At 38.1% G+C, this 26,685-nt stretch carries 16 protein-coding genes; 5 read left to right on the forward strand and 11 right to left on the reverse strand.

Annotated elements, in window-relative coordinates; translation table 11 throughout:
• Window positions 1-8 precede the first annotated feature (8 nt).
• From BK585_RS13465 to BK585_RS13500, 8 genes are all read right to left on the reverse strand, one after another.
• Window positions 9-1,208 (reverse strand): CapA family protein, encoded by a 1,200-nt coding sequence (locus tag BK585_RS13465; RefSeq protein WP_245805833.1) that lies wholly within the window; start codon window positions 1,206-1,208, stop codon window positions 9-11.
• Window positions 1,209-1,455: 247 nt separating this feature from the next.
• Window positions 1,456-3,231: an SLC13 family permease gene (locus BK585_RS13470; protein ID WP_078553949.1), complete on the reverse strand. Its 1,776-nt coding sequence runs from the start codon at window positions 3,229-3,231 to the stop codon at window positions 1,456-1,458.
• A gap of 564 nt (window positions 3,232-3,795) precedes the next feature.
• On the reverse strand, window positions 3,796-6,996 hold the full coding sequence (locus BK585_RS13475) for a UvrD-helicase domain-containing protein (protein ID WP_078553951.1): 3,201 nt from the start codon (window positions 6,994-6,996) through the stop codon (window positions 3,796-3,798).
• Window positions 6,989-9,964: a PD-(D/E)XK nuclease family protein gene (locus BK585_RS13480; protein ID WP_078553953.1), complete on the reverse strand. Its 2,976-nt coding sequence runs from the start codon at window positions 9,962-9,964 to the stop codon at window positions 6,989-6,991. Before BK585_RS13480 ends, BK585_RS13475 begins: the two co-directional genes overlap by 8 nt.
• The gene (locus BK585_RS13485; RefSeq protein ID WP_078553955.1) at window positions 9,961-10,683 is read right to left on the reverse strand and encodes an NAD-dependent protein deacylase; all 723 of its coding nucleotides are present in this window, start codon (window positions 10,681-10,683) and stop codon (window positions 9,961-9,963) included. The genes BK585_RS13480 and BK585_RS13485 overlap by 4 nt, the downstream gene beginning before the upstream one ends.
• A gap of 84 nt (window positions 10,684-10,767) precedes the next feature.
• Entirely contained in the window at window positions 10,768-11,745 is a 978-nt protein-coding gene (locus tag BK585_RS13490; RefSeq protein ID WP_245805834.1) for a helix-turn-helix transcriptional regulator, read from the reverse strand.
• 153 nt (window positions 11,746-11,898) lie between these two features.
• The gene (locus BK585_RS13495) at window positions 11,899-12,294 is read right to left on the reverse strand and encodes a hypothetical protein (RefSeq protein WP_078553959.1); all 396 of its coding nucleotides are present in this window, start codon (window positions 12,292-12,294) and stop codon (window positions 11,899-11,901) included.
• A gap of 231 nt (window positions 12,295-12,525) precedes the next feature.
• Complete coding sequence (locus tag BK585_RS13500) at window positions 12,526-13,200, reverse strand: hypothetical protein (protein ID WP_078553961.1); 675 nt, start codon at window positions 13,198-13,200, stop codon at window positions 12,526-12,528.
• A 129-nt stretch (window positions 13,201-13,329) separates the two neighbouring features.
• On the opposite strand from BK585_RS13500, the gene BK585_RS13505 reads away from it, so the two are divergent.
• Window positions 13,330-14,313, forward strand: coding sequence for a Gfo/Idh/MocA family protein (locus tag BK585_RS13505; protein ID WP_078553963.1), 984 nt, complete (start codon window positions 13,330-13,332; stop codon window positions 14,311-14,313).
• A 181-nt stretch (window positions 14,314-14,494) separates the two neighbouring features.
• Here the strand turns inward: BK585_RS13505 and BK585_RS13510 are convergent, their stop codons facing one another.
• A complete protein-coding gene (locus BK585_RS13510) occupies window positions 14,495-15,397 on the reverse strand; it encodes a cysteine hydrolase family protein (protein WP_078553964.1) in 903 nt (300 codons plus the stop codon).
• Window positions 15,398-15,651: 254 nt separating this feature from the next.
• On the opposite strand from BK585_RS13510, the gene BK585_RS13515 reads away from it, so the two are divergent.
• From BK585_RS13515 to BK585_RS13530, 4 genes are all read left to right on the forward strand, one after another.
• Window positions 15,652-16,791 carry a BMP family lipoprotein gene (locus BK585_RS13515; protein ID WP_078553965.1) on the forward strand — a complete coding sequence of 380 codons (1,140 nt, stop codon included), beginning with the start codon at window positions 15,652-15,654 and terminating at the stop codon, window positions 16,789-16,791.
• A 270-nt stretch (window positions 16,792-17,061) separates the two neighbouring features.
• On the forward strand, window positions 17,062-18,591 hold the full coding sequence (locus tag BK585_RS13520; RefSeq protein WP_078553966.1) for an ABC transporter ATP-binding protein: 1,530 nt from the start codon (window positions 17,062-17,064) through the stop codon (window positions 18,589-18,591).
• Entirely contained in the window at window positions 18,588-19,643 is a 1,056-nt protein-coding gene (locus tag BK585_RS13525; RefSeq protein WP_078553967.1) for an ABC transporter permease, read from the forward strand. Before BK585_RS13520 ends, BK585_RS13525 begins: the two co-directional genes overlap by 4 nt.
• A 1-nt stretch (window position 19,644) precedes the next feature.
• The gene (locus BK585_RS13530; protein ID WP_078553968.1) at window positions 19,645-20,604 is read left to right on the forward strand and encodes an ABC transporter permease; all 960 of its coding nucleotides are present in this window, start codon (window positions 19,645-19,647) and stop codon (window positions 20,602-20,604) included.
• 112 nt (window positions 20,605-20,716) lie between these two features.
• On the opposite strand, the gene BK585_RS13535 is transcribed toward BK585_RS13530, so the two are convergent.
• Window positions 20,717-24,556: a hypothetical protein gene (locus BK585_RS13535; protein ID WP_078553969.1), complete on the reverse strand. Its 3,840-nt coding sequence runs from the start codon at window positions 24,554-24,556 to the stop codon at window positions 20,717-20,719.
• Window positions 24,553-26,682, reverse strand: a complete 2,130-nt coding sequence (locus BK585_RS13540; RefSeq protein WP_078553970.1) for a hypothetical protein — start codon at window positions 26,680-26,682, stop codon at window positions 24,553-24,555. Before BK585_RS13540 ends, BK585_RS13535 begins: the two co-directional genes overlap by 4 nt.
• Window positions 26,683-26,685: the final 3 nt, after the last annotated feature.

Consider the following 26,685-nt stretch of genomic DNA (forward strand, 5'->3'; position numbering starts at 1 on the left):
AAACTTTTTTATTCAAATGAAAATAAAAGCTCTGGTACCCACTGATTCATGTGTTGTATTGTTTTATCATACCAATCATTCGCATTGGCTAAAATGCTATTATCGACTTCCTCCAATGGATATACTCTGTAATTTCTCCAATTTTGTTTAGATGCATAGGTAGGTATGAACCTTGGGTCTCGGATTGTTATCGTCGTTTCGTCCTTGAATGTTGTTTTTTCCACTTCAAGCCTAACAATTCCACCAACCTCTCGCTCAATCCCTTCCTGAGCTGCTAAGAAATTTCCTAATGAATATATGACAAATGTACTCTCACCAGAATCCGTTTCAATCCAATCAACTGGTTGGAGCACATGAGGATGATGACCAAGGATGATATTTGCTCCTGCATTTGCTACCTCATGAGCTATTCGTTTTTGTTCTTCATTTGGTAGAGGTTCATATTCATTTCCAAAATGTAAACTTACAACGACTACGTCTGCTTCTTGTCTCGCTCTTTTTATTTCATCCGTCATATATTCTACATCAAGTAAATTGACTAAATATTCTTTTCCAGTAGGTATTGGAATTCCATTTGTCCCATACGTAAACGCTAAGAAAGCAAACGTAATATCATTTCTTTCAATCGTACGTATCACCTGTTGGTCTTCAAATGATTCATAAGAACCCGTATATAACATCCCAATTTTATTCCAATGTGTAATCGCGTTTATTATTGCTTGCTCGCCACGGTCTAATGTATGATTGTTTGCCGTAGAAACAATATCAACACCTGCGTCTTTTAAAGCATCTCCCACTTCATAAGGGCTATTAAAGTTTGGGTATCCAGATAACCCTAGTTCCACCCCACCAATAACCGTTTCTTGGTTTGCAAATGTAATATCGGCCTCTTCAAGAAGTGCCTTTACAGGGGCTAGCATAGGCTTAAAATCATAAGCTTCACCATCAAAAGCATCTGTGTACACTGAACTGTGGATTAAAACATCTCCAACAGCGGCTAATGTTGCTGTTGTTGTCACTGGTTCTACAATTGGTTCTGGTACTGGCTCTGTTTCTGTTCCCTCAACAACCGTTTCATGTAAAACCTTCGTTTGCTCTTGCTCAATTACGACTTCTGCAGTATCCTCCATCTTCACAAAAAAAAGCGCTGCAATTGCACCAAAAACAATACATATTCCGATAAGTTGAATGAAACGTGTAGTTTTCAATTTTCTTCCTCAATTCTATTATATTATGACAATATCTTACATCAACTGGCAAGAAAATAGAAGTATTATACTTAAAATATATGAAAACCTAATATGCATTGAAAAAAAAAAGACTGCTCTTTACCATTTCTAATTACAGTATTATATGCTAATTATATCGGCGAACTTTTTTTCACTTTATACCTTATGTATTAAAAAGAGTGGGACAAACGGTTGTTATACCTTTTGACTCACCCTAATATCAACCCTAAAGCCATACAAAGTATGAAATGGCTACAGTAACAAGTAAATACAAAATGTTGAGCGGTATCCCCACTTTTAAATAATCAGAGAAACGGTATCCTCCTGGTCCATACACGATTAGATTCGTCTGATATCCTATAGGTGTCGCAAAACTAGCTGAAGCAGCTACCGTAATGGCTACAAATAGCGCCATAGGGTCAATTGCAAGTTGATTGGCAGTAGCTAAGGCTATCGGGAACATTAGTACAACGGCAGCATTGTTTGTAATAATTTCAGTGAAAATCGTTGTAATTAAATAAATAATAGCGACAATGCCTATTACCCCTAACCCTTCTGTGACACTAACTAGTTTATCAGCAAGTAACGCCGCTGTTCCTGTTTGTTCTAGAGCTATCCCGATTCCAATCGCACTTGCAATTAAGAGAAGAACATTAAACTGAACATACTTTCTTACTGATTCAAATGTAATTGTTTTTGTTAAAAAAAGAATAATCACAGCTAATGTAGCTGCCTTAAACATTGGTAACACTTCAAATGTAGCTAAAAGCACCATACCAATTAATGTTGATATCGCAATAATCGATTTTTTATGGTCAACCACCTCTTGGTCCTTCACTTGTGTCATAATATAAAAATCTTTAGAACTAGACCAGCGACTTGCAAAATCTTTACTAGCCAATATCAACAACGTATCTCCTGGTTGTAGTACGATTTCACCAACCTTACTATTGATTCGTTCTTGGTTTCGATGAACCGCAATCACACCGCCACCGTATTTTACACGAAATCTATTTTGCTTAATTGATTTATTTACTAAATTTGACTGATTGGATACAACTGCTTCTAATAGGACTTGGTTCCCGTTTTTCAAATCATCCAATTTAATAGACTTGCCTGTCTCTACTCGGAGACCTTTCATGTTTTGAAGCTCAACGATGGTTGAAATCAGTCCGGTAAAAATCAGTCTATCTCCAGCTTTCACTTTATTTCTAGATGTAATGGGGGCTATTCTTTCTCCGTCCTGACGAATAATTTCGATAAGATATAAGCCAGAAAGATTTCGCAAGCCAGCCTCTTCAATTGTTTTTCCAATCATGGGAGCATTATCTTCCACAACTAATTCAGAGAGGTACTCTCTTGTGTTCTCATCAAAGGTGACATCCGATGATTTTCGTTCTGGTAACAATTTATAGCCAATCGTACTCATAAATAGAATACCGATTAAGGCAGCTGGTATCCCCACTATGGCAAGTTGGAACATTGAATAACCACTCATACCACTCTCAATCATGAGACCATGAGCCAATAAGTTAGTGGATGTACCAATTAGGGTAATGGTTCCACCAAAAATTGTGGCGTACGATAATGGAATTAAAAATTTCGATGGCGCAATATTGTGTTCCTTACACCAATTTCGAATAATTGGTGTAAACATTACGACGATGGGTGTATTATTTAGAAATGCGGATAGCCCTGAGACTGGGAGCATCATTTTAATTAACGTCAGTCTTTGTTTTTTTCCATTGCCTAATGCTCGTAACACAAGATGGTTTAGCATACCACTTTGTTGAACTGCCCCAGCTACCATAAATAAAAGGGCAATCGTTAACATCCCTTCGTTTGAAAAACCTTTTACAGCATCTGCTGGAGTTAAAACACCTAATAACAATAATGAAGCAAGCGCTAAAAATACGATAAAGTCTGGCCTTGTGACCTCTTTAATCAAGCAAATTAACATGACTCCAACAACTATAAGTACCGTGATGATTTCAAAGGTCACTGACTTTACCTCGCTCTCTTCTTAATCCATAGTATTCTAATAAGAATTATAAGTTTTATTTAGTATATGAAAAACTTGTGCTTTTGTCTAGAAGTATTTTCTAATTTACTACTATTACAATTTCCATCATTTGGTCACTTGCCTTGTCGCCCAAATCATAAATAGGCTTTCCTGCTAAAAAAACCTCTTATTTTTGTTCATAAAAAAAGATGAGACAAAAGGTTGTTTTACCCTTTGTCTCATCCACAATATTTAAACTAGTTATGTCCCTGTTTCTTTCACTTCAAACAATTAAAATCTCTAGACTACTTCGCAAAACTATCGAAAAAAGTCAGTTTTTGCGCTTGCCCAGGAAATCCTAGATCAGAAATGACAAGGCAATAATAAAGATAGAAATATGATACAGCAAGTCTAAGATATTTTTATTGAACGAGCTATTCATCAAACTTACTGCAACATATCCAGAACGAACCACAATAATAACAAGTGCAATTTTAATTAATATTGATGGAATCATTTTATCACCTCACACGTTTTTAAATACATATGAGGAGAAATCACTAGTTACGACAACTTTAAATGCTCATTCTGAAAAAAATATAGGAATGTTTCTGATACCGTTTCCTTAGTCATATACTCCCAAGCTTGTTTATAAAATAAGATTTGCCCTTTGTAAAAGCTTTGCAATGCCTCAAGGTCTTCTTTATTTTTCAACCGGTCCGTTTTGTAATCAACGATGTTCCATTGATTATCTTTCTTATACGCTAAATCAATGACCCCTTTTACATAGATGGGATATGCCCCCTTCGATTGTAGTAAAGGATACAGAGGAGATTCATGAGTTACTTTTAAATAAAACGGTATTTCCGTCTGCACATCATCTGCTTGAGCAATTTCATTCCAAAGATGAGAGTTTTGAAACTGCTGGATGTATTCCCATACCTCTTGTTCGCGTTCTCCCGGTATATTATACCGTTTCATGGCACGGGAGACATATGCACTAATCTCTACGCCCTGAACAAGCTTTTCGAGAATATCATGAATAAGTGAACCCCATTCTTTTCCTCCCCCAGACTCCCTTTCTAGGTGAACAACCTCTGTATAATCTTTATCCTTGGTTGGCGACCAATGATCATATGTCATCGTCTTGCTATGTTCCAACCATATCGTAGAATTTGCAGATGTTGCTTGATAATCTTCTAGCGTAAGTACTACTTCATTTTGGTTAGAAAGGTCAGATTGTTGTTCAGAAGAAACCTCTATCACTTCAATGTCAGGAGCTTCAAAAAGCGTCGACCATGGGTTTTTGCTATTGTTTTTTTTACTTGCACTAATAATTAAAGCTTTCTCAGCTCGTGTAGCCGCTACATAAAGGATTCTTAGTTCCTCTTCATATAAATAACGAAGCTCTTCTTGGCTAACTTGTTCCCACTCAGGTGGCGTTCCAATCGTTTTTTGATGGAATCCCATTCTAACAGAATAGGAAAAGTACCCCAACGATGTATCGTCAATTCGTTTAATATGCTTGGACAAAAATGTTTCCGGGCTTACTTTTTTGATAGGATGTGCTAAAAATACTACAGGAGCTTCTAACCCCTTTGTCTTATGCGCATTCATAATTCGTACAGCATTAGCGTCTTCCTCCAAATTAGCTACAACTGTTTTCTCCTCGACTTGTCCTTGAAAATGTCTGAAAATCGATTGATAGCTTGTTAACCCGTTAGATTCCTGTTTTCGTAACGATTCTAAGAGCTGTAATACACTTTTATATGCCCTTTTGCCGTGTTGATTTAATAACAATAATAGAAAGAATCCACTGTCTTCCATTATTTTTTCAATGGCCACAGTCGGAAGATACGTGCGAATCCATTTTTGATACGTTGATAGCCGTTGGAATGACATTTTAAATTTTTCTCGGATAGTCGTATCTACTGATAGTGGTATGTCAGTATAGTAATTATAATAGCCACCGTTTCTCTTAAAGTGATATAGTTCCTGATCACTTATTCCAAAGAAAGTGCCTCTTAAAGTAGCAAGTAAATTCACTTCATTCGTAGGATCTACAAAAGTTTGCAACAAAATCATCAGTTCCTTAAACTCTTTCATATTACCAATGATGATTTCGCCACTAATGCTGACAGGGATTCCAAGCTTTTCTATCATTTGTGAATACACTTCGATACCATCGTTGTATCGAGTCATAACCATAAAATCTTTAGGTTCAAACCCTTGTGTAAGTAAGTTCTCGATCGTACTAGCAATGTTTTCTGCATCTTTTTGTACGACATCATCCTTTTTACTATACTCTGACGGGACAACGAGCTGTTTAATTCCTGAAAATGCTTCTCCCTTATCTTGATGAAATGAATGAAGCGGACGGTAACCGGCTTGATAGCTTGTCTCCTGTTCAGGAAGATGTATTGAAAACACTTCATTTAACCCTTTTGTCACGGAATCTAACGTCCGGAAGTTCATCGTTAAATGGAGAACTTCGCCACCATGCCTTTCAATTAATTGCTTGACGAGATTATAGGTGTCAATATCCGCCCGCCGAAAACGATAGATCGCTTGTTTAGGATCTCCGACAACAAATAAAGTACCTGGTCTTGGTGTACATCGCGTCCAGTCCTTTTCAGTAGGGTCTTCATTCGCAAGATAAAAAACGATTTCTGCTTGAATCGGGTCAGTATCTTGAAACTCATCTAGGAGTAAAAAACGATATTTTGATTGAAAATAACTTCGTACCTCATGATTATGTTGAAGCAGGTGGGCTACTTTTAATAGTAAGTCTTGAAAATTTAAGAGTGAGCGCTGTTTCATTATGTTTTCATAGTGACTAAGCGCGTCTTGTAGTAGTGACGTTATTATCGGATGACAATAGCATCTCCACTGAAATAAGACTGGTTGTATTGTATTATCAAAAAATGTTTGGATTTTCTCTTCATAGTATTTGGCATCCTCTTTCGATGTCCATCTGTTCTGGGTTGCCTTTAGTTTTTTATCAAATACCTCAAACACACTAAGAAGATTGCTGTCTTTGTTTTCATCGATATATCTGTCTTTTTGTATCGCAACAATAATCGCCTTCTGAAGAGTGTCATAGCCACGGTCAGGTTCAGGTGTTGGTATGGAGCGATACGCCTCTTTTACAATTCGCATAAAAGCACCATAGTGGACAAGCAGGTCAGGTTTTTCAACTTCTTCTGTTACCCATTGGACATCTGGATACTCTTTTAACTGTCGAAGTGAACTAAACAAGTCTTGTATCGCAATTCCTAGATTCGAAAATTGCTGAAGCAACTGAGGATTTGTTTCTTCAAGCTCTTTTAAATACCGTTGCCATACTTCTTCAAGCAAATCAATATCATCACTTTCTTCCAATTCTTTAAAATGAATATCTAGTCCAGATTCAATCGGTCTTTCGCGTAACAATTTGGCACAAAAGGCATGCACTGTTCCTAAAAAACACTGATCTATGGTTTGAAGTGCGATGAATAATCTTTCTTTAATCATTTCGTCGCTTTCATTTTTCCACGATTTCTCCAACTGACTTTGGAAGCGTACTTTAAGTTCATCTGCCGCTTTACGAGTAAACGTAATCGCAACAATTTCACTTGTTTTTGCTTTGCCTGTATATACTAGTTGAATCATCCTGGAAACTAAGCTTGTTGTCTTTCCTGACCCTGCTCCTGCTTCCACTAAAAAATTGCGGTCAAGCTCATATTTAATGTCATCTCTAGCCTGCTGATCAATAATGTTACTCATACGCTCTGACCCCCTTAAAAGCTTGTAACTCCATCTGTTTACGGGTTAATGTGTCCTCTTCATAATGACTTCTTCTACAAACATGCTTGTAATCACAAAATGTACAATCATTTGGGTCATCTGTCATCGTAAAATGACCTTTTTGGATGATTGTGATTAATTTTTCAAGTACATCGAATCCAGCCAAACGAATGTCATCTTCTTGCTTTCTTACAAATTTCTGACCAAGTCCTTTTGTCGTTGGAAAATAATAAGAGCTTTCTTGAACACTTCCCGTTTTTATCTGTAAGTGTTGTTCAATCGCAATCGCATAGATAAAATGCTGGAGCTGTCTTCCTCCTTTAAACACACTTTTTTCAGAATATCCATACGTACTTCCTGTTTTATAATCAATAATATGATAATTGCCATCTAAATCGCGGTCTACTCTATCGATTTTGCCGGCAATAGCAATTGTCGCTCCTGATGGTAAGGTAACATACGCTGGTGTGATGGTACCGACACCAAACGTATATTCAAAATACAGAGGCTCATAGCTTTTACAATGTTCCTCCTCTTCTTTTAAAAAGACGATACAGCATTGCAATATATCCTCAACCTCTTGTTGAAACACTCTTTCGTTTGGTGGAGGAAGTTCTTCTTTTTGTTGGTTGATTAGGTTCATCGCAATCGATTCGATTACATTAGAGTGCGTATTATAGTTTGGCCGGTCCTTATTTTCTTGGATTTTTAGATGAAACGTCTCAAATATATGATGAAGAAGACTCCCTCTCGATGCTGGGTCTAGCCATCGATATGGGTCGTCCATCATATCTTCAGGCACTTTAATTTGTAAGATCTCTTCTAGAAAGTACGCATATGGGCAAGCCGCTAATTTTTCTAGTTTCCCCGCTGTTAGTTTTCGCTCTGGATTTAACGTAGGGTCAAATTCCGTTTCAATATCAATAGACCCATCAAATCCTGTAACTTGATGTAGTAAACGTTGTTCTTCTGCTCGTATTCCTTCTTGGATCGTAGCAAATTGGTCGAAAAAGGAATCAGAGATTACCTTCCTATTATCCTTGAGGAGGTGCTTCACCCAGTAATCTTTATCTTCAATTTCTTGAGAAGGCGCTAACGACGATGACAGTTTCTTTACATCTCGGAAATCAAGTTCTGGATTTCCTTCAATCGCGCGATAACACTGTAAAAATAAAAAAGATGGAGCTACAGTTCGGTTATCACTCACTGAAAATGTACGAAAACTTACGGTTATCTCTCCTTCTTTTTGTGCTAGTAACTGAAGCATTGAGTAAAGATGCTGATGAGGCTTGTCCTTAAGCAATGGCAAACTAGCATGCAATAATTCTCTTTCTTCATCTAGTAACAACGGATCTTCTGAAGCCCCACCAGGAAAGAGCTGATTATCAAGACCAATAATGAATGTGTGCCTACGGGAGCTATATAATCCTTTTTGATATGAAGTCATATGAAGATGCCCTGGCTTTTCATTTGATTTCATAATCGTAAGAGTTGTAAAATGTTCTTTCATTCGGGCCATCACATCGTACATCGAAAGGGATTCCTCAACGTATGGTATAAGAGTCGTCATTTGGTCGATGATTTTAGATTTGGCTGCTTCATCAATGGGTGATTTCGAAGTCCCATATTGTTCAATCACCTTTGAAAAACCTGATAAACATGTTTTATAATTAATTGTATTTTCGAAATTTGGAAGAAATTTAAAGATGCTGCTCATCCAATTTTGAAGCCACGTAAGCTCTTCTATTCTCTTTTGCCAATGTGACGTCGCATTATCATCCTCTGCCTGCTCTTTTTTCTCCAATAGCTTCACATGCTCTTTTTCAACTTGTAGAAGATAACGGTCTTTCCCATAACCAATCTGTAAAGCTCTTAACAACTTAACTACTTTTGATTTTGATGGTGCTTCTTTCCCAAAATCAATAACCCCATCGTGAATTAAATCCACTAGCACTTGAACTTTATAGTTCGATTGAAGCCATTTCACTAGACCTACTAGTAATCGTCCAGGGCGTGTTATAGTAATTGGTAAACCTTCTCCAAACGTTACAGGTATTTTATTTTTTTCAGACAGATGATACATTAGCAACGCATAAGGTCCCGCATTAGTATAGTAAATTCCGACTTGATCGAGCATACACTTATTTTCAATTATCTTCTGTAGGATATGCTTTAACTCAATTTCTTCCGTTTTAGCTGAAAAAACAGAAAGATTCTTGATTTTTTCTCCTGTAGATGGAAGATAGATATTGCTCAGAGGCGTTTCTTTCCCTGTGAAAATTCTAGACCATTTTGAACGTGGAATTGGCTTTGTGATTCCATTTACCGCCTCTAATGATAATTGATAGACGTTTCCATTGATAATTGTGTCTAAGTAATCCGATTCGAGAGCCGTGAGCGAAAGATTGGGCTGTAAAATATACAGGGCATGTTTTTGATTGTTAAGCTGTGTAGCCTGTATGAGTACAGATGCTTTGTCGATAAGCTGGTAGGTTTGTAACAGACCCTCATAAGCACTCATTATATAGCTAAAATCATGTCCTTTTTCCTGAGATAAAAACGCAGATGAAGGTAAGTTGTCTTTATCATACCCAGATAATCTAAGCTGTTGAATCGCTTGATATATCGCTAATCCGAATGAGTAAGTAACTTCAATGGAAGAAAAATACGTTAGTTTTCCTTCTTGCTTAAGCTGCTGTAATAATTGTGTTGTCAAATGCACACCAACAACTTGGTCAATAACATTCACATCTTGACCTGTTAATTCTAGTTGTTCATTTGCTATATCAAACACTGTTTTTACTGTAAGGTTGAGCGCTATAAACCCTTGTTTGACAAATGACTCTGTCATTCTATCGCCTATTTCACGTGAGTCTACAATTATACGTTTATCTTGTAGTGGGTATTTTTCACATATCTCTTTTAACTCTTGTATATACGTGTTCACGATAAACCTCCTTGCTCTAATAGGTTATTTGTTTGAACGAGTATCTCCTTTGCTGAACCATGTATACATAAATCAAAATTTGCATCACTTTGTGTCTTTTCATTGTTAATGATCACTGTTCTGCCTTTTGTAATATAAGGTAATTGATTGACAGGGTATACTTGAAGGCTTGTTCCGATCACAATAACAAGGTCAGCCTGTTCCATAGTAGTGAGCGCTCTTTTCCAACTGTTTTCAGGTAGCATTTCACCAAAGAGAACCACGCTCGGACGAAGTCTTCCACCACAAGCCGTGCATGCCTTTTCCTCAAGAAACTCGTCTTTTGTAGCTTCAGTCCCACACTGGTGACACCGAATGGCCTGAATGCTACCATGTAACTCACTAACGTTCTGACTCCCTGCTTTTTGATGCAGTCCGTCGACATTTTGTGTAGCGACAAAGTCTATTATGTTTTTTGATTCCCACTTTGCTAGAATCTGATGACCGATGTGAGGTTCACAACTTGCTAAAGCCGTTAAGCGATAGCTATAAAACTGATGAAAAAGAGAATAATTGTTCTCAAGCGCTTCTATCGTAGCTACATCATGAGGATTGATTTGCTTCCACCACCCTGAACTCGAACGAAAGTCTGGTATCCCACTCTCAGTTGACATTCCTGCTCCCGTTAACAAAACTACTTTTCGAGAATTGCGTATCCATTGAGCTAATTTTTCACTCATTTCCTTCCTCCCATCAGGTTTGTCCACTGTACACCTATAGTATACGCTTTCAATATCAATAACCCTGCCCGAAAAAGGGAAGGGTTATGAATACAACTGACTCATTTTATTTATTTCTTTCTTTAGTGTATCTACAAGGGATACAGGGTATAGTACTATTGCGTCACTCCCCCAGGTTAATAACCATCGGATTAACCCTTCACTGATAATCGCTTTTGTTGATAACACAAAAGTTGTCCCACTATCCTGCCGAATGGATACATCACGACCAAAACGGTCAATCATCACATTAATCAGGTGATTGCTAAATCGAACTTGAATTTCCTGTTCCTCACCCGAGTACATATGAAACAGCTTTTCTGTATATTTTGTAACGTTAAAATCTCGATCAGGGATGAACTTCTCATCCACTGTCGAAACATTCCGCATCCGATCCACACGGTAATGTCGAAGTTCTTTCGGTTGATATTCCGCAATCATATAATAGAAATCTTGGTTCCAAACTAAGGCATACGGCTTTACCCTATAATGCTTACCATCATGATTAAACTTAAATTCCTTCTGCAAGTTATATTTCCCATACTGAAATTCTATTACGTTTCGTTCCATAATCGCATTATGTAATTCATGAATCGTTAATTTAACGCGTTGATTTTCATTTTTATGGCTGTCTGGCATAATGACTCGATTTTCAAGTTGTTTTGCTAAATGCAGGCTCGTCAATCGTTTAATTTTTCCCACTAATTTTTCTGTTTCATTTTTAGTAATAAATTTTGCAGCTGAGACCGCATCAATAAGCAATCGTAATTCATACAATTCAAATAGTCGCTGTTGATGACTATAATATTTTTCGACCCCATTCTTTTCCTGATTTATCGTAACATCAAAAAGGCCAGAGCTTTCTAACATGTCAATGTCATCACGACTTGCCTTTTTGCCAATATGAGTCTTTGTTTCCCGATAAAACAAATCAAGCATCTGCTCAAGGGTGAGTTGATTCTCTTCATCTGTATACTTTTGTAAAATCTCTCGCATATATAGTAGTCGTAGCTTCGTATTCATTTTGGACTCCACACAACCACCCTTTTTCAAATGATTTCCAATCATACTCAGTATACTACAATCCCTTGATTTAGTGAAAGACATTGCCACCATATTAAAAGCACTGGAAAAGTGGTTTGTACTTTTCCAGTGCCTTCTTTTCTAATCTTTATTTTAGTGTTCTTTGCCACGTCTTCTAATGTACTCTGCTTGATATGAATTTCCGCCAGCATGAACGGATAATAGAGTATCAGCATATCCTACTAAGCGATTAACAAGTTCATCTGCCAAGTCATAAACAAGCGACATTTGATTCGGTTCAAACAACCTAGGGTCATCAAAAATAACGGTTGTATTTATAAACACATCACGATTTCCTTGTAAGTCATACTGAATAATCGCTTTGCCCGCTGCTCCACCACTACCTGGATCATGAAAGCTTTGTAGAAATACATACCATTCCTCAGCTGTGGCAGAACGGAGATTTTTCGTAAAGGTCATTCCTTGGATTTCTTGGTCTATCATTTCCTTCATTTCAGAAGAAACCATCCGGGACATTTCATTTGTCATCTTACATTCTCCCTTAAAAAAAGCGACAAAGTCGCCCTTTTTTAAAAGCAAGGAGCGCAGCCACTGCCTCTTTCAAAGGGGTTTACAAGTGCCCTTCTTGTAAGACACGCGCAGTGTGCGAAGCCCTTGCTCTTCCAGAATTATCCTCCAGAGCATCTTTGGACTTTCAACATTTATTCTTATCTTTTAAGAAAAACCGCTAGCGGTCTTTTCTCGAGTTATCCTGCAGGATTAATGGTCAACGTCAAAGCCTTCCATCATATCCATGTTATTTTCAATCAGTTCAATAATTGTCCCCGCTTCTTCCTTACTAAAAATAAAATCAGATTCATCTTCAATAACTGTATTTTCTTCAGTCACGATTCGGTTGACTCGTCTAAGTACACCGTCCCCTGTATCAGGTACAACGCCAAAGCGGTAGGCAACTTCAACTTCATCTAAGTATGTGTAGGCTAGAACTTCCGGTGTCGTCCAATCCACATCGACTACAACCTGCATTTCCACTTCATCATCATCTTCTTCGTCTTCATCATATTCAATCGTATCGTCTTCCATTAAGTACTCTTCTTCGTACTCATCATCGTCCATGTCAAAAGAATCGATAAAGTCATGGAAAGATTCATGAACAACATCTATGATTTCATCAATATCATCTAATAATACACGAGAAGTTAATTCGGTTTCTAAATCGAACTCTTCCACATAAAACTCTTCGTTATGAGGATCAAAATATAAGGTACAGAAGTATTCTCTAATATTGTCCTCATCCTCAACGAAACAATCAATTCTAGGATGTTTGGCAGCTCGGTCTATATTGATATGGCCTATTTCATCATACTCTTCACAAATTGACTCCATATTATCTTGCAACTCTGCACAAACTCGGTCAAACCATTCTAATGACATACGAACACTCCCTTTCCAACTTTATCACTACTATCATTCCTATTAATTCTAATGTTACTCTTCCCTTTCAAAGGAAAAATATGCTACTGTGTAAAGACTTACATATAAAAAAATTTTGGAGTGACACAAATGATAAGATTCGGAGTTATTGGTACAAATTGGATTACAGACCGGTTTATAGAGGCTGCACAGCATCATCCTGACTTTCAGTTAACAGCGGTTTATTCAAGAACCGAAGAAAAAGCAATTGAATTTGCAGCAAAATATGATCTTCCTTTTTTATTTACAAACCTTGAAGAAATGGCTGAAAGTCTTGAAATTGATGCGGTTTACATTGCAAGTCCGACCTCACTACACGCAGAGCAAGCGATCATGTTCATGAAATATGGTAATCATGTCATATGCGAAAAACCAATCGCTTCAAATACAACTGAAATCAAAAAAATGATCGAAGCCGCACAGACTTACGGTGTGTTATTAATGGAAGCCGTAAAACAAACACATCAGCCAACATTTAAAAGCATTCAACAACATTTACATAAAATAGGTGATATTCGCCATGCTTCTTTTAGCTACTGTCAGTACTCCTCTCGTTATGATAAATACAAAGAAGGGACAATACTGAATGCATTTAACCCTACATTTTCAAACGGGTCACTTATGGATATTGGGATTTACGGTGTTTATCCCGCGGTTTCTTTGTTTGGCCTCCCCCAAGATATTCAAGCAACTGGACTTCTTTTAGACTCAGGAGTGGATGGGAATGGGTCTCTTTTACTTTCTTATCCCGATTTACATGTAGCCATCACGCATTCAAAAATATCAAACTCCTACCTTCCTTCTGAAATCCAAGGGGAAAAGGGTTCGATCATTATAGATACATTACATACGTTAGAAAAAGTTGAAATTCGCTATAACGACGGAAGAACAGAGGATATTACGATAACTGAGGAATTTCCTTCAATGTATTATGAAGCTAAAGAGTTTATCGATTTGATAAAAGCTGAAAAAACAGAGTCCACTGTCAATTCGTTCGCTCGCTCCTATGGAACAATGGCCATACTTGATGAGGCAAGACGGCAAATCGGACTACAATTCCCTGCTGATATATAAAATGCGACACAGTTGACTTTTTAGAGCAAGGTGCGAAGCCACTTCTTTTTTTAAAAAGTGTTTTACAAGTGCCTTTCTTGTAAAACACGCGCAGTGTGCGAAGCCCTTGCTCTTCCTGAATTTGCATACCCCCCTTGTATACCGCCTAAAATTTAAATGTCGTTTTGAACTACGAAACATCTTACTTCATTTGATATTCAGTCGATTTCACCAGTTGGATACCATATGTTTCACTAAAATGCTGTAAACTCTTTGCTGTTTCTTCCTCAAATCCTGGAATCGAGCTCATACAATCTTCTAAAACTACTATTTTGCCTGTCACGTCTCTGTCCGTACAATAATGTTCAACTAATTGTCGTATCGATTCGAATACACAATGAGACTTCGCTTGTCCTGCAATTATAATCTCATCATACTCTTGAATCCCTTGTAAAAAATCATCATTTTCTACTTTTCCATCTTCTTGCTTAAATATCCCGTACATTTCACTTAACGGATTTTTTCCTTTTACTATTTTTATGATGTCCGTTTTTCTTACGAAAGAATGAAAATGAATCATGTTGGAGAACTGACCTTCTAGGGAAGCGCCTCTTGTTCCTTCTATACAATGATAGGGCCAAATGCATAGATTTTTATTACTATTTTCTTCAAGTAAATTAAGATAGGACAAGCTCTCAATAGGATGATAGACGGCCTTCCATTTTTGTTCTCGAACTTCTTGTGATGTAATGACTGTCAAAGGAGCAGGGTGTCGTCCTTCATTATCAACCCACCAGCTGGGGTGAAAGATTTGATTGAGTCTATGCGTGTCTAAAGACACTGCTATTTTAGAAATTTTATTGATATGATTGAAAATAAAACGGGTCGTATTTTCTACATCTTTGTGGGAATTAGGTACAGGTAATGCCCCAGTCTCCATGAAATCATATTGAATGTCAATCCCAATAAATAGCCTTTTTCTTTTATCACCGGCTCCTTCAGTAATCGATTCGTTTTCACTTAATTGATAGAGCTCATGTACTGATTTCTCATTAGATAATCCGATTTCACTTACTGTAACAATCTGACCAAACGCTGTTCTCATGATACCTCTCCCATCACTATTTATTTCTTCAAGTGTACACTTTCTAAAAAGTAGAGTAAATAAACTAACAAACGTGTATGTTTTGATTGTGATTCACAAATATTAATGATATATTTTTAGACGAAAATAGCTAAATAATAGTAAGATATGACAGTTGCACTATTTGACATACATAGATAATTCTCTGTTGCAAATGCTATATCCTACTTGCAGTTTATTTAGATACTTTCAAAAAAAATTAAGGGGGATTTTACATGAAGCATTTCAAATTATTTTTCTTAGCATTGGTTCTATTATTAGGAACAATGTTAGCTGCTTGTGGAGCAGGCGGCGGAGACCAACAAGAAGAAGAACCACAACAAGAAGAACAACAACAAGAGGAACAAGAACAACCTGATGATGCAGCTGCTGAGGCTCCTGCTGACTTTAAAGTAGCGATGGTTACAGACACTGGTGGAATTGATGATAAGTCATTTAACCAATCAGCTTGGGAAGGAATGAAACGGTTTGGTGGCGCGAATAACCTTGAAGAAGGCCACGGCTTTAAATACTTACAATCAGGAGATGCATCTGATTATGCTCCTAACTTAAATGCCCTTGTTCGTGAAGACTATGATTTAATTTGGGCAATTGGATTTTTAATGGCTAGTGATATCAAAACCGTTGCTACACAACGTCCTGACAATCAATTTGCAATTGTTGATATGGTCGTTACTGGCGATGACGATGTACCATTATCAAATGTGGCTCATATTACATTTAAAGAACACGAAGGCTCATTCTTAGCAGGAGTAGTTGCTGGAATGCACTCTGAATCAAATAAAATTGGTTTCGTTGGTGGAGTGGAAGGCGCGTTAATTAAAAAGTTTGAAAATGGTTTTAAAGCAGGGGTAAAAATGGTTAACCCTGATGCTGAAATCATCGTTCAATATGCTGAAGACTTTAATGATGAATCGAAAGGTCAACAAATTGCAAATGCAATGTACAGTCAAGGCGTAGATGTCATTTACCATGCTAGTGGTGGTACAGGAATTGGTGTGTTCACAGAGGCGAAAAACCGTAAACGTAATGGCGAAGATGTTTGGGTTATTGGTGTAGATAGTGACCAACATGAAGAAGGTATGCCTGAAAATGTTACATTAACTTCAATGATTAAACGTGTCGATAGAGCGATTGAATCAGTAACTGAACAAACAATGAGTGGTAACTTCCCAGGCGGAGATATCATTGAATATGGTTTAGAAGATGAGGGTGTGGGTATTGCTCAAACCCAAGATAATGTCTCTGAAGAAGCATTAGCTGCCGTTGATGAGTATTCTGCAAAAATCAAAGCCGGTGAAATTCAAGTCCCTACTACGGATGAAGAATATGAAGAATTTTTAGCAAGTCGATAACTTTATCTTACATTAGCAAAGGCTAGTTCCAGAACTAGCCTTTGTTTTAATAAGAAAAACGCAAAGCCGTTTTGATTAATTGTGATGAGCGTAGCCACTGCCTCTTTTTAAAAGTGCTTTAATAAGTGCACTTCTTATTAAAGTACGCGCAGTGAGCGAAGCCATCACTCTTCCTGAGTTACTTTAACAAGCATCATTGAGAAACCCAATTTTTTTACTCACTCTTAATTCTAAAAGTAAATAGCTATGTTGTCGTGGAGGTGAACGATTATGAGTTATGTGATTGAAATGCGAAACATTCGCAAAGAATTTCCGGGTATTGTTGCCAATGATAATATTACTCTCCAAGTGAAGCAAGGAGAAATTCATGCACTATTAGGCGAAAACGGAGCTGGAAAGTCGACGCTAATGAACGTGTTGTTCGGCTTATACCAACCTGAACAAGGAGAAATCTACGTCAAAGGTGAAAAGGTAAATATAAGTGACCCTAATGTGGCCAATAATCTTGGAATTGGAATGGTGCATCAGCACTTTATGTTAGTTGATAAATTCACCGTTGCTGAAAATATTATATTAGGCAAAGAACCAACTACCTTTGGAAAAATTAATCTTCGTAAAGCTGCTAAGGACGTTGAGGAAATATCAAAACAATACGGTTTAGCCGTAAAAGCCAATGAAAAAATAGAAAACATTTCTGTCGGAATGCAGCAACGTGTCGAGATATTAAAAACGCTCTACCGTGGTGCTGACATCTTAATCTTTGACGAACCTACTGCTGTGTTAACTCCTCAAGAAATACAAGAGTTAATGCAAATTATGAAAATGCTCGTCGCTGAAGGAAAATCAATCATTCTAATTACTCATAAACTAAAGGAAATAAAAGAGGTTTGTGACCGCTGTACTGTTATTCGCCGTGGAAAAGGAATTGGGACGGTTGATGTCGCTGACACAAGCGTGAATCAGTTAGCTGAAATGATGGTTGGACGTGAGGTTACATTCTCCGTAGATAAAACAGAAGCCGAACCTCTTCAAACCGTCTTACATGTACAAAACATTATGATGAAAGACGACAGAGGAGTATCTTTACTACAGGACTTATCATTGGAAGTGAAGGCCGGGGAAATCGTAGGAATCGCTGGAGTCGAAGGAAACGGCCAATCTGAGCTAATTGAGGCTATTGCTGGTTTGAAAAAGGTCGATAGTGGTTCGATACTACTAAACGACAAGAACATTACCAACCTTCCTCCACGAAAAGTGACGGAAGCAGGCGTTGGGCATATTCCACAAGACCGTCATAAACATGGGCTTGTACTTGATTTTACAGTAGGAGAAAACATTGTACTTCAAACGTATTATCAGCAACCATATTCTAAAAATGGCATTCTTACCTTTCCTGAAATTTATAAAAAAGCAAAAGAACTTATCACAGACTATGATGTGCGAACGCCGAGCGAACATACTTTAGCCCGCGCTCTATCAGGTGGAAATCAACAAAAAGCGATTATTGCACGTGAAGTAGACCGCTCCCCTGATTTATTAATCGCAGCACAACCAACAAGAGGTCTTGATGTTGGGGCAATTGAAACGATCCATTCTCGTCTCATCAAGGAACGGGACAAAGGAAGAGCAGTGTTACTAGTCTCCCTTGAACTCGATGAAATCCTTAATGTAAGTGATCGAATTGCGGTTATTTATGAAGGAAAAATCGTTGCTGTAGTTGATGCAAAAGACACGAATGAACGAGAGCTAGGTTTATTAATGGCCGGTGGTACAAAAGACAAGGACGGTGAAACGGCATGAAAGAGTCATTAAAAAATAACGTTTCTCACATCCTCTTCCCGCTTATCGCTGTCTTGTTTGCAATTCTTATTGGTGCAATTATCATGCTCTTAACCGGATATAATCCAGTCACTGGTTATATCGCGATGATTGTTGGAATTTTTGGTGACTCGTATGTATTAGGTGAAACCATTCGAACAATGGCACCGTTGATTTTAGCAGGTCTCGCTGTTGGGTTTGCTTTTCGCACAGGCCTATTAAATATCGGTGTAGAAGGACAACTTATCGTAGGCTGGCTTGCTTCGGTTTATGTCGGGATCGCATTTAGCCTACCAACAGTGATCCACTTGCCACTAGCGATAGCGGCTGGAGCTCTTGCTGGAGCTGTCTGGGGATTTATTCCGGGAATTTTAAAAGCGAGATTTCATGTTCATGAAGTTATTGTCACGATCATGATGAATTATATTGCCCTTTATACCGTTAACTATATAATCCGTTCCTATCTTCTTCAACCTGGGGAAAGAACAGAATCAATAAACCCTACGGCTTCACTCGCTTCACCTTTTTTACAGTCGATTACCGACTTTTCGAGGCTTCATTACGGTATTATCGTTGCACTACTTGGGTGTGTCGTCATGTGGTTTATTTTATGGAAAACTTCAAAAGGGTTCGAGCTTCGTGCTGTTGGGTTTAACCAGCATGCTTCTCAATACGCAGGGATGAATGTGAAAAAGAACATTGTCCTTTCGATGATTATTTCTGGTGCATTTGCCGGAGTTGCTGGCTCAATGGAAGGCTTAGGAACGTATCAGTACATGACGATTATGCCTGGATTTACAGGTGTTGGCTTTGACGGCATTGCGGTTGCTCTTCTCGGTGCAAATACCGCAATAGGTACGCTACTTGCCGCTGGGTTGTTTGGAGGTCTTCAAATTGGGGCCTTGAATATGCAATCGCAAGCCGGTATTCCAACCGAGCTTGTTGATATTGTTATTGCTTTAATTATTTTCTTTGTTGCTTCTAGCTATTTAGTTCGCTGGATTGTCAGCCGTTTGAAAAAGGAGGGTGTATAAGATGGATTTCGCACAAGTTCTAGCACTAATAATTCCAGCCGCTATATTCTCAGCGGTCCCTCTCATTTTCACTGGTCTAGGCGGTCTATTTAGTGAACGTTCTGGTGTTGTTAATATTGGATTAGAAGGCCTGATGGTCATGGGTGCCTTTGTTGGGATTGTCGCTACATTAACGCTTGAAGGCATGGGACTCGGGGCGAGCTCACCATGGATTGCCCTGCTTTTTGCGATTGTCATTAGCGCGATTTTCTCTTTATTTCACGCTGTTGCTTCCATCACATTAAAAGCGGACCAAATTGTAAGTGGAGTTGCGCTTAACTTTTTAGCGGTAGGTTTAGCTGTCTTTTTAGTAAAGAACATTTACAATAAGGGACAAACCGATTTTATCCAAAATCGAATATATCCAACTCATGTTCCAGTACTAAGAGATATTCCATTTGTTGGTTTGTTTTTCACCAATGCGTATTTAACTTCTTTACTTGCCTTACTCGCAGCTCTTGCTGTTTGGTATGTGGTCTTTAACACTCCGTTTGGGTTACGTCTTCGCTCTGTTGGAGAACATCCGATGGCCGCTGATACGATGGGAATTCAAGTAAACAAAATGCGTTATATTGGAGTTATGCTTAGTGGTGCCTTTGCGGGCATGGGGGGAGCCGTCTATGCCATTACCGTATCAGGTAACTTTTCAGCCGGAACCATTGCTGGGCAGGGATTCATGGCCCTCGCTGCCTTAATCTTTGGGAAATGGCACCCTATGGGTGTCCTAGGAGCCGCTTTATTCTTCGGGCTAGCTCAATCGTTAAGTATTGTCGGCCAGCATATTCCGTTGCTTGCCAACGTACCTCAAGTATTTTTATTAATTGCACCATATGTATTAACGATTTTAGCCTTAGCCGGATTTGTAGGTCGAGCCGATGCTCCAAAAGCGATTGGCAAACCGTATGAAAAAGGGTCAAGATAAGTTTGATAGCAAAGAGGGTGTCTAAAGGGAAACATCAATCCCTTTAGACACCCTCTGTTTTCTCTTTTAGAGTTATGTTATTAAACTTCCAATTCAACAAGGATTAGAACTATTAAATGAAGATCTTCTTCTCGCGATACAAATCAAATGGTGTTTCCAATTGAGAGCTTCTCTCCAAGCGTTGTACCATTTGCCTGTATCCTTCCCCGTATTCATCCTGACGTTTCATTAGTTGCTGGTGCAGGAATTCCGCATATTCTCGTTCCCCTAGCATTTTTACAAAATGTACCTCGACCCAACTTGCCAAACCTTCAAGTTCTTCAATCGTCATATAATGGACATTCAGATTATCAAACTGCCATACATGAACAAATTCATGTGCTAGTGTCGTAAGGGCTTGAATGCGAGGTGCTCCATTTTCTAGATAGACGGTAATGTTTTTCTTGTCATCTATCGACGCCTTACCCACGATTCTCGGGTCATATTGCGGTGTTGGTATAAAAGGAATCCCACTTAATTCATGGATCGCTCTTGAATTTAAGAATTCAATATGAATGTGTCTCCTAAGCTGCACTTGAAGTTCTTCTGAAAAGTAATGACGGATTTGTTTTTCAAGTACTGGTAGCTCACTAACGTAATTGATTGCACTTTTTTTACAATGGAGACAACGGTCTCTTCCATCATCTAGTTGTTCAAACTCTGTGGCACGGTAATGACGAGCACAGAAATCACATTGCTTTTTCTCTACGTCTTCCTGATCAATCGTGTTCAAAGGTTCCATTTCTACAATGTTTTGACGGACGGTTCGTAAACTTGAATTAGGTAGGACTGCCTGTATCAATTGACCTGTTTCTTCTAAAGCAAACAAACCACCAATTTCTTCCTTTCCAAACCGTAAATACTCCCCGTGCTGCTCTTTATTTTCAAGGACCCACGCGATATAATCATCAACGATTTCAAGAACATGGCTCCAATTTTCTTGGATACTTTCAAGTAAACCGAGTTGTAAAGGAGAGTCTTCAAAGATATATATCGAGACCTCACGTTTAGAAGGCGCCTCAAAACTCGTGACTAGATTAGGAAAAATCCTTCTCATATGCTGTGCTTGTTCATCGTTTCCATCAAAGAAATCCCCATCTAGCTGAGTGGTAACAGCTAGGTACATGTACGAATGAGGAAACAGCGTATAAAAAGCTTCATTCAACAAAAAGGCTAATGTAAAGGAAATGGACTGCTGCTCTTCAATCGTCTCTCGATTTTTATGACGGAATGTCAGCTTCATGACCTTTCCATTTGAATACGTTCGCAGGACCTCCTTGCGTTCGTGTGGAGGAAGCTTCGTATACGTTGAGAGACCCTCGTTAAACGCAATTCCTTCATTAAAGGTATAGTACCCACTTGTAGAAACGACATAAGGAACTTCTACAATAGCTGACTGCATTTGATATTGGGTAAAATACTTATCCTTTGCATGAACTTCAGGCCATGACCCGTGTAAATGGTATTTTCGATTTTGACGATACAATCGTTTCTCGGTTAAGTTCTCAAAGACAACATCAATCGTTTTTACAGTTTTATCAACGTTGCGAATCCGATAGAGTTGACCATCAAAGGCATGAAGTTGACCTACCAAATAATTTTGATAGAGATGACCTTCTAGTAGCTGTGACACCACTGTTCCTGTTTGATTCTTTATATCAAAAAATTGACTCCAACCTTCAAGTAAGACTTCTTTTAAGCGTGAAGATATTTTATACGTCACCTTATCTTTAAATTGGTTTTTCTTTGATAGAAATAACCTTTCTTTCCGAACTTCAATCGCATGGCGATAGTCCTCTTGGCTTGAGAAACATTGCTGAAAAAAGACATTTAGGCCATTTATTACGGTTGTTTCATGGACTCCTGCTCTTGTCAAAATCCCATTAATCTCTTCCTCAGAAATATAGCCTTGGGACATTCGTTCTAACAAGAAATAAGCGACTCCCCATCGTGATTGTGTTAATCTTGGTGCCATCGGAGAAATTTTTCGATTATTTCCAAGATAATAGGAAATCGTACTTGCTAAATAATCACGAAGTAAATAAGGCGGACTCACCACCTGAACAAATAAATCTTGTGTCCCGTTTGACCACCATTGTGTCAGAGTATCGACTAAGTTATAGTTAGAATCTCTCACGATTAATAGCGCATGTTTGGACATAGGCACTTCCCAATAATGCTTATGAAAGTGGTATTTTTGCTTCATTGAATCCAGTAATATAGATGGCACACCAAATTCTAGGAGATGCTCTTTATTACCAATTAATTCATCTACGCTTTCATACACTGGATTTTTATCCTGATATAAAAAATGAATGTTCGCAATGTCATTTTTTAAAGGAATGACCGAGAGAACAACTTCTGGTTCGATGATTCGATGGGTAAGCTTAGGAAAAATTTTAGAATGGAAGCGCTCGTTCCCTTCCTTTTTCCAAATGATATAATAAAAATCTTTGCTTCTAGGCAATGTCACTACTGTATTTTCTGTATTGGCTTTAGTAATCTTTTTAAAGGCAACCTCTAAACCTTCATACCACTGCGACATAATGATAAACTGAGCCTTTTGCTGTTGCTGGTCTTGAAGACGTAAAACAAACGTATGCAAGAGCGTACTGTGCTCACTTAACACCCTTTCTGCTTCAATCATAACAACTGCTTCAAATTGGGCAGTGCCATTTAAATGTTGAATAAAATCATAAAACGATTTTTGTGAAAGATTTTCTGGTGTCACCACGAGAACATCGGTATCAATATTATTCTCGATTGCTTCCTCAAGCGTTGTTATATTCCACAAAAACTCAAGACCCGTTTCTTTTTGTAACCCTTTATGAATCCAATCGACCCCTATTTTGGCTGCTTGATAATCTTTTACGATGACAAGAATTTTCTTATTTTTTACAAGTAAATTATCGATGGCAGGAAACAAATAATGCCCCCACTCATCATAGACTGGGTCTTCGATTAACACATCCTGGTCATTTAAAATCTGTTGTAAAACATCCGTATGACTCGAACGTAAAGTTACCCCTTTTATTCGAAGTTGTTTACATATCGCTTTAAACTGAGCATCCTCTTCCTCTTCGCCATGAATGGTTGGAACATGTGATTCAAGTGAAGAAAGCGATTGTAGTTGTCCATGTGCAGCGATTCGTTCTGGCCACGTTTCTTGATACATTTCATATAACTCTTTATATTGTGCCTTTGTTGTCGATATCGCATCTCTTCCTGTCATGCTACCTTTACGAAACTGCGGTCTGTCTCCACCTAAAAACCAGGCACATTCAAGCAACAAGAGTAAGGATAATGCTGGATACGTAGGTAAGAACAAAATTAACCACGTCAAATCAAAAGAGACCGACAATATATAGAGAGAAACCATGATAGCTGGAATGATACTTAACAGTAAAAACATCTTTCTTGGGAAAAACCATTCTGGCTTTAATGTAATGTCATGAATCCCCTGTTGATAGGCTAGTGCGACAGTGTGGTCTTCTCCTTTTTTCACGATAAGTTTTGTGCGTATCGATTCAGGGAGAGAGTGAATTAGTTTAACAAACCATGAATTTTTCTGAACCTTCGCCTTACCACCCGATAGCAGTCTGTGAAAGAAAGAGGTGATTTTGTCTACTAATTTCCAAACATACTTGATTACAAAAAAGACAAGCAACAGAAAGAGATTATAAAATAAAACGGTATACGACTCTAAAAACGGATACGTCTCAAATAAATACTCAACTAACTCATTTGAAAATATAAAATCTAGGTGAAGTACAGCAAGTGAAAACACTACAGCAATCAATGGGAGCCACAGTTGTTTATGCCTTTCTGACTTTTTGTAATTAGTCATCCATAACATCCCAACGATGACCATAAATACGACTACACCATAAAACATAATCATTGTTGGGCTCATAATTTATACACCTGATCCTTTGTAAATTTCAAACGGTCAAGCGCGGATAAATGCCCTGCCGAATAAGCTCTCTCTGATTGACCAATTTGAACAATAAACTGATGATTTTGATTTACTTTATCTAGCAAACAATCAAAAGGAGAATAGATTGGGTTTTTATACATATCATCTTCCAATCTGAACTTATCTTCAAAAAAATCGATGAATGATTGGGGACGAACATGTTTGTTTACACCTAAATTAAAGATAAGTTGCTCACTCGCTTGCTTATACTCAATCAATTGACTTTGATGATATCGGTATAAGTAATTTTCCTGACGTTGTTGATTAAACTCCTGTTCTACAAGAAAGAGTTGTTGTCTCGTTCGATACAATTCATATAATTTATTTAAGTACCGATTGTAAAGACCATGTTTTTTTTGTTGGCGTTCAAACAACTCTCGCTTTTTTTGCCTACTTTTATTCACGATCGTCTCAATTGGTGCAGTCATTTGTTGTTTCACCACATATCCGAGTGTGAATATTGCACCTGTAATCAATAGCGGCACAGCTGTATAATCAAACCATTGTCCCTCAACCGTGCTCCAGTCCATCGTATATAAATGAGGTCCAAGTAAAAACAGTCCAGATAAACCAAGGGCAATAGCTACTTGTTTTTTTGTAGGAGAGGCTTTGACATGGAGATCCATCCAAAAATCATGTTCTTCCGTCTTTTCCTTCCATTCCTTTCGTTCATCATAAACTTCAGGCTTCAACGTAACCAATTCCCGATAAATGTGTTCTACCTTTTCTTTTAACTCTACGACATAGTCTTGTATTTCAAGAGCTTCCTCTTCTTTCACAGGTTCTCTTCGTTTTAAAATAGCTAGTTGCTTCGCTCCTTTTTTAGCTTCTTTCATCATTTGTTCTTCACGTTCTTTTAACTTCTCTTCGACTTCTGCTAAATACTTCTTCCAATCCTCACGATACGTCCGATGCTTACGAATTTTAAAGAGCGGCTCCTCAATATTCACTTCAGCTAACGGGTCAGCTGTATGAGGCTGTACTTTCACATCTTCATAACGGTTTTGCAAGACGACTTGACGGTCCATCAGCTTACTATCAATTTTATATGCGGCCGCTTGAAGCGTTGCTTGGTAATTGGCTAACATCAATGACAACGTCTCGGGATGGAAAATCATCTCTAGTTCATATGTACTCCCTTTAGGAATTTGCTCTGTACATTCTTCACTTGTAGCTAACGCATTAATAAACAATGCTACCGATACGAGTGCTTTTGTCCGTTTTTCAACCGAGTATACCGAAGAGACTTGCCTCACAATTCGATAATCTGAAATCGCACTAGCTAAAGCCAAACGTTCTTTTAAAATTTTCTCAAGCAACTGAGACGGAGAGAAATGGTGTAAATCACTTACAAGTGGTGGCGTAACAAGTGCCCTTAGCTGCCTTGTAAAAAGCTCTTTAATTTCATCTAACTGTTCTGGGGATAACACTTCGGCTTCCCCTTGATATTGAACAGATTGGATTCCCTTCAATTCAGTAAAAATGAGTAATTTATCGATTACTCTTTGCTGCTTCTCTTCAATTAATTGTAAAAAGGAGGTATCTGGTTTATCTAATAAACCAGCCTCCTGAATTTTAATTTGTGTTCCCCATGCGTCATCTAGTTCATGTAACTCTGTTTGAGTAAACATATTTTGATTGTGTTCTACGTAGTCTTCGAATTTAAAATATCCAAAGTTATCAAGCTGCCAAACCGGATGATATCCTTTATCTTCCGGCGAATACGAGGAATCTCTTTTTAACGTGTCTAATAAAATAAAAGTCACGGAGTCTGGCATCAAGTCTTGGTCTGAAAACTTAGAGAACCATTGTTCTTTTAATCCCGCAATTTTCGTTGTCAACCGTTGTCCCGTTGTGGGAACTGTTAATAATACGACGGCTTGCCAAATGCTAATCCGTTGCTGGGACAAATAATGGCTCATTTCGTCATACAAGTTTTCAGCTGTGGCTTGTTCATATCCGAAGAAAGCTAACTTTCCCGCAGAGCGGACCTTGTAGAAAAAAGGTTCTACAAGGTGCCAATCTTGAGGTTGTTCTTGGTATTGAATGACGATAGTATGCATAAA

It is taken from the genome of Bacillus alkalicellulosilyticus, assembly GCF_002019795.1.
GTDB lineage: Bacteria > Bacillota > Bacilli > Bacillales > Bacillaceae_F > Bacillus_AO > Bacillus_AO alkalicellulosilyticum.

Bases quoted from the DNA above. Each gene is read 5' to 3' on its own strand.
- BK585_RS13475 (WP_078553951.1), bottom strand. From the start codon at position 6,996: ATGAGTAACATTATTGATCAGCAGGCTAGAGATGACATTAAATATGAG.
- BK585_RS13485 (WP_078553955.1), bottom strand. From the start codon at position 10,683: ATGAGTGAAAAATTAGCTCAATGGATACGCAATTCTCGAAAAGTAGTT.
- BK585_RS13490 (WP_245805834.1), bottom strand. From the start codon at position 11,745: ATGAATACGAAGCTACGACTACTATATATGCGAGAGATTTTACAAAAG.
- BK585_RS13495 (WP_078553959.1), bottom strand. From the start codon at position 12,294: ATGACAAATGAAATGTCCCGGATGGTTTCTTCTGAAATGAAGGAAATG.
- BK585_RS13500 (WP_078553961.1), bottom strand. From the start codon at position 13,200: ATGTCATTAGAATGGTTTGACCGAGTTTGTGCAGAGTTGCAAGATAAT.
- BK585_RS13505 (WP_078553963.1), top strand. From the start codon at position 13,330: ATGATAAGATTCGGAGTTATTGGTACAAATTGGATTACAGACCGGTTT.
- BK585_RS13510 (WP_078553964.1), bottom strand. From the start codon at position 15,397: ATGAGAACAGCGTTTGGTCAGATTGTTACAGTAAGTGAAATCGGATTA.
- BK585_RS13515 (WP_078553965.1), top strand. From the start codon at position 15,652: ATGAAGCATTTCAAATTATTTTTCTTAGCATTGGTTCTATTATTAGGA.
- BK585_RS13520 (WP_078553966.1), top strand. From the start codon at position 17,062: ATGAGTTATGTGATTGAAATGCGAAACATTCGCAAAGAATTTCCGGGT.
- BK585_RS13525 (WP_078553967.1), top strand. From the start codon at position 18,588: ATGAAAGAGTCATTAAAAAATAACGTTTCTCACATCCTCTTCCCGCTT.
- BK585_RS13530 (WP_078553968.1), top strand. From the start codon at position 19,645: ATGGATTTCGCACAAGTTCTAGCACTAATAATTCCAGCCGCTATATTC.
- BK585_RS13535 (WP_078553969.1), bottom strand. From the start codon at position 24,556: ATGAGCCCAACAATGATTATGTTTTATGGTGTAGTCGTATTTATGGTC.
- BK585_RS13540 (WP_078553970.1), bottom strand. From the start codon at position 26,682: ATGCATACTATCGTCATTCAATACCAAGAACAACCTCAAGATTGGCAC.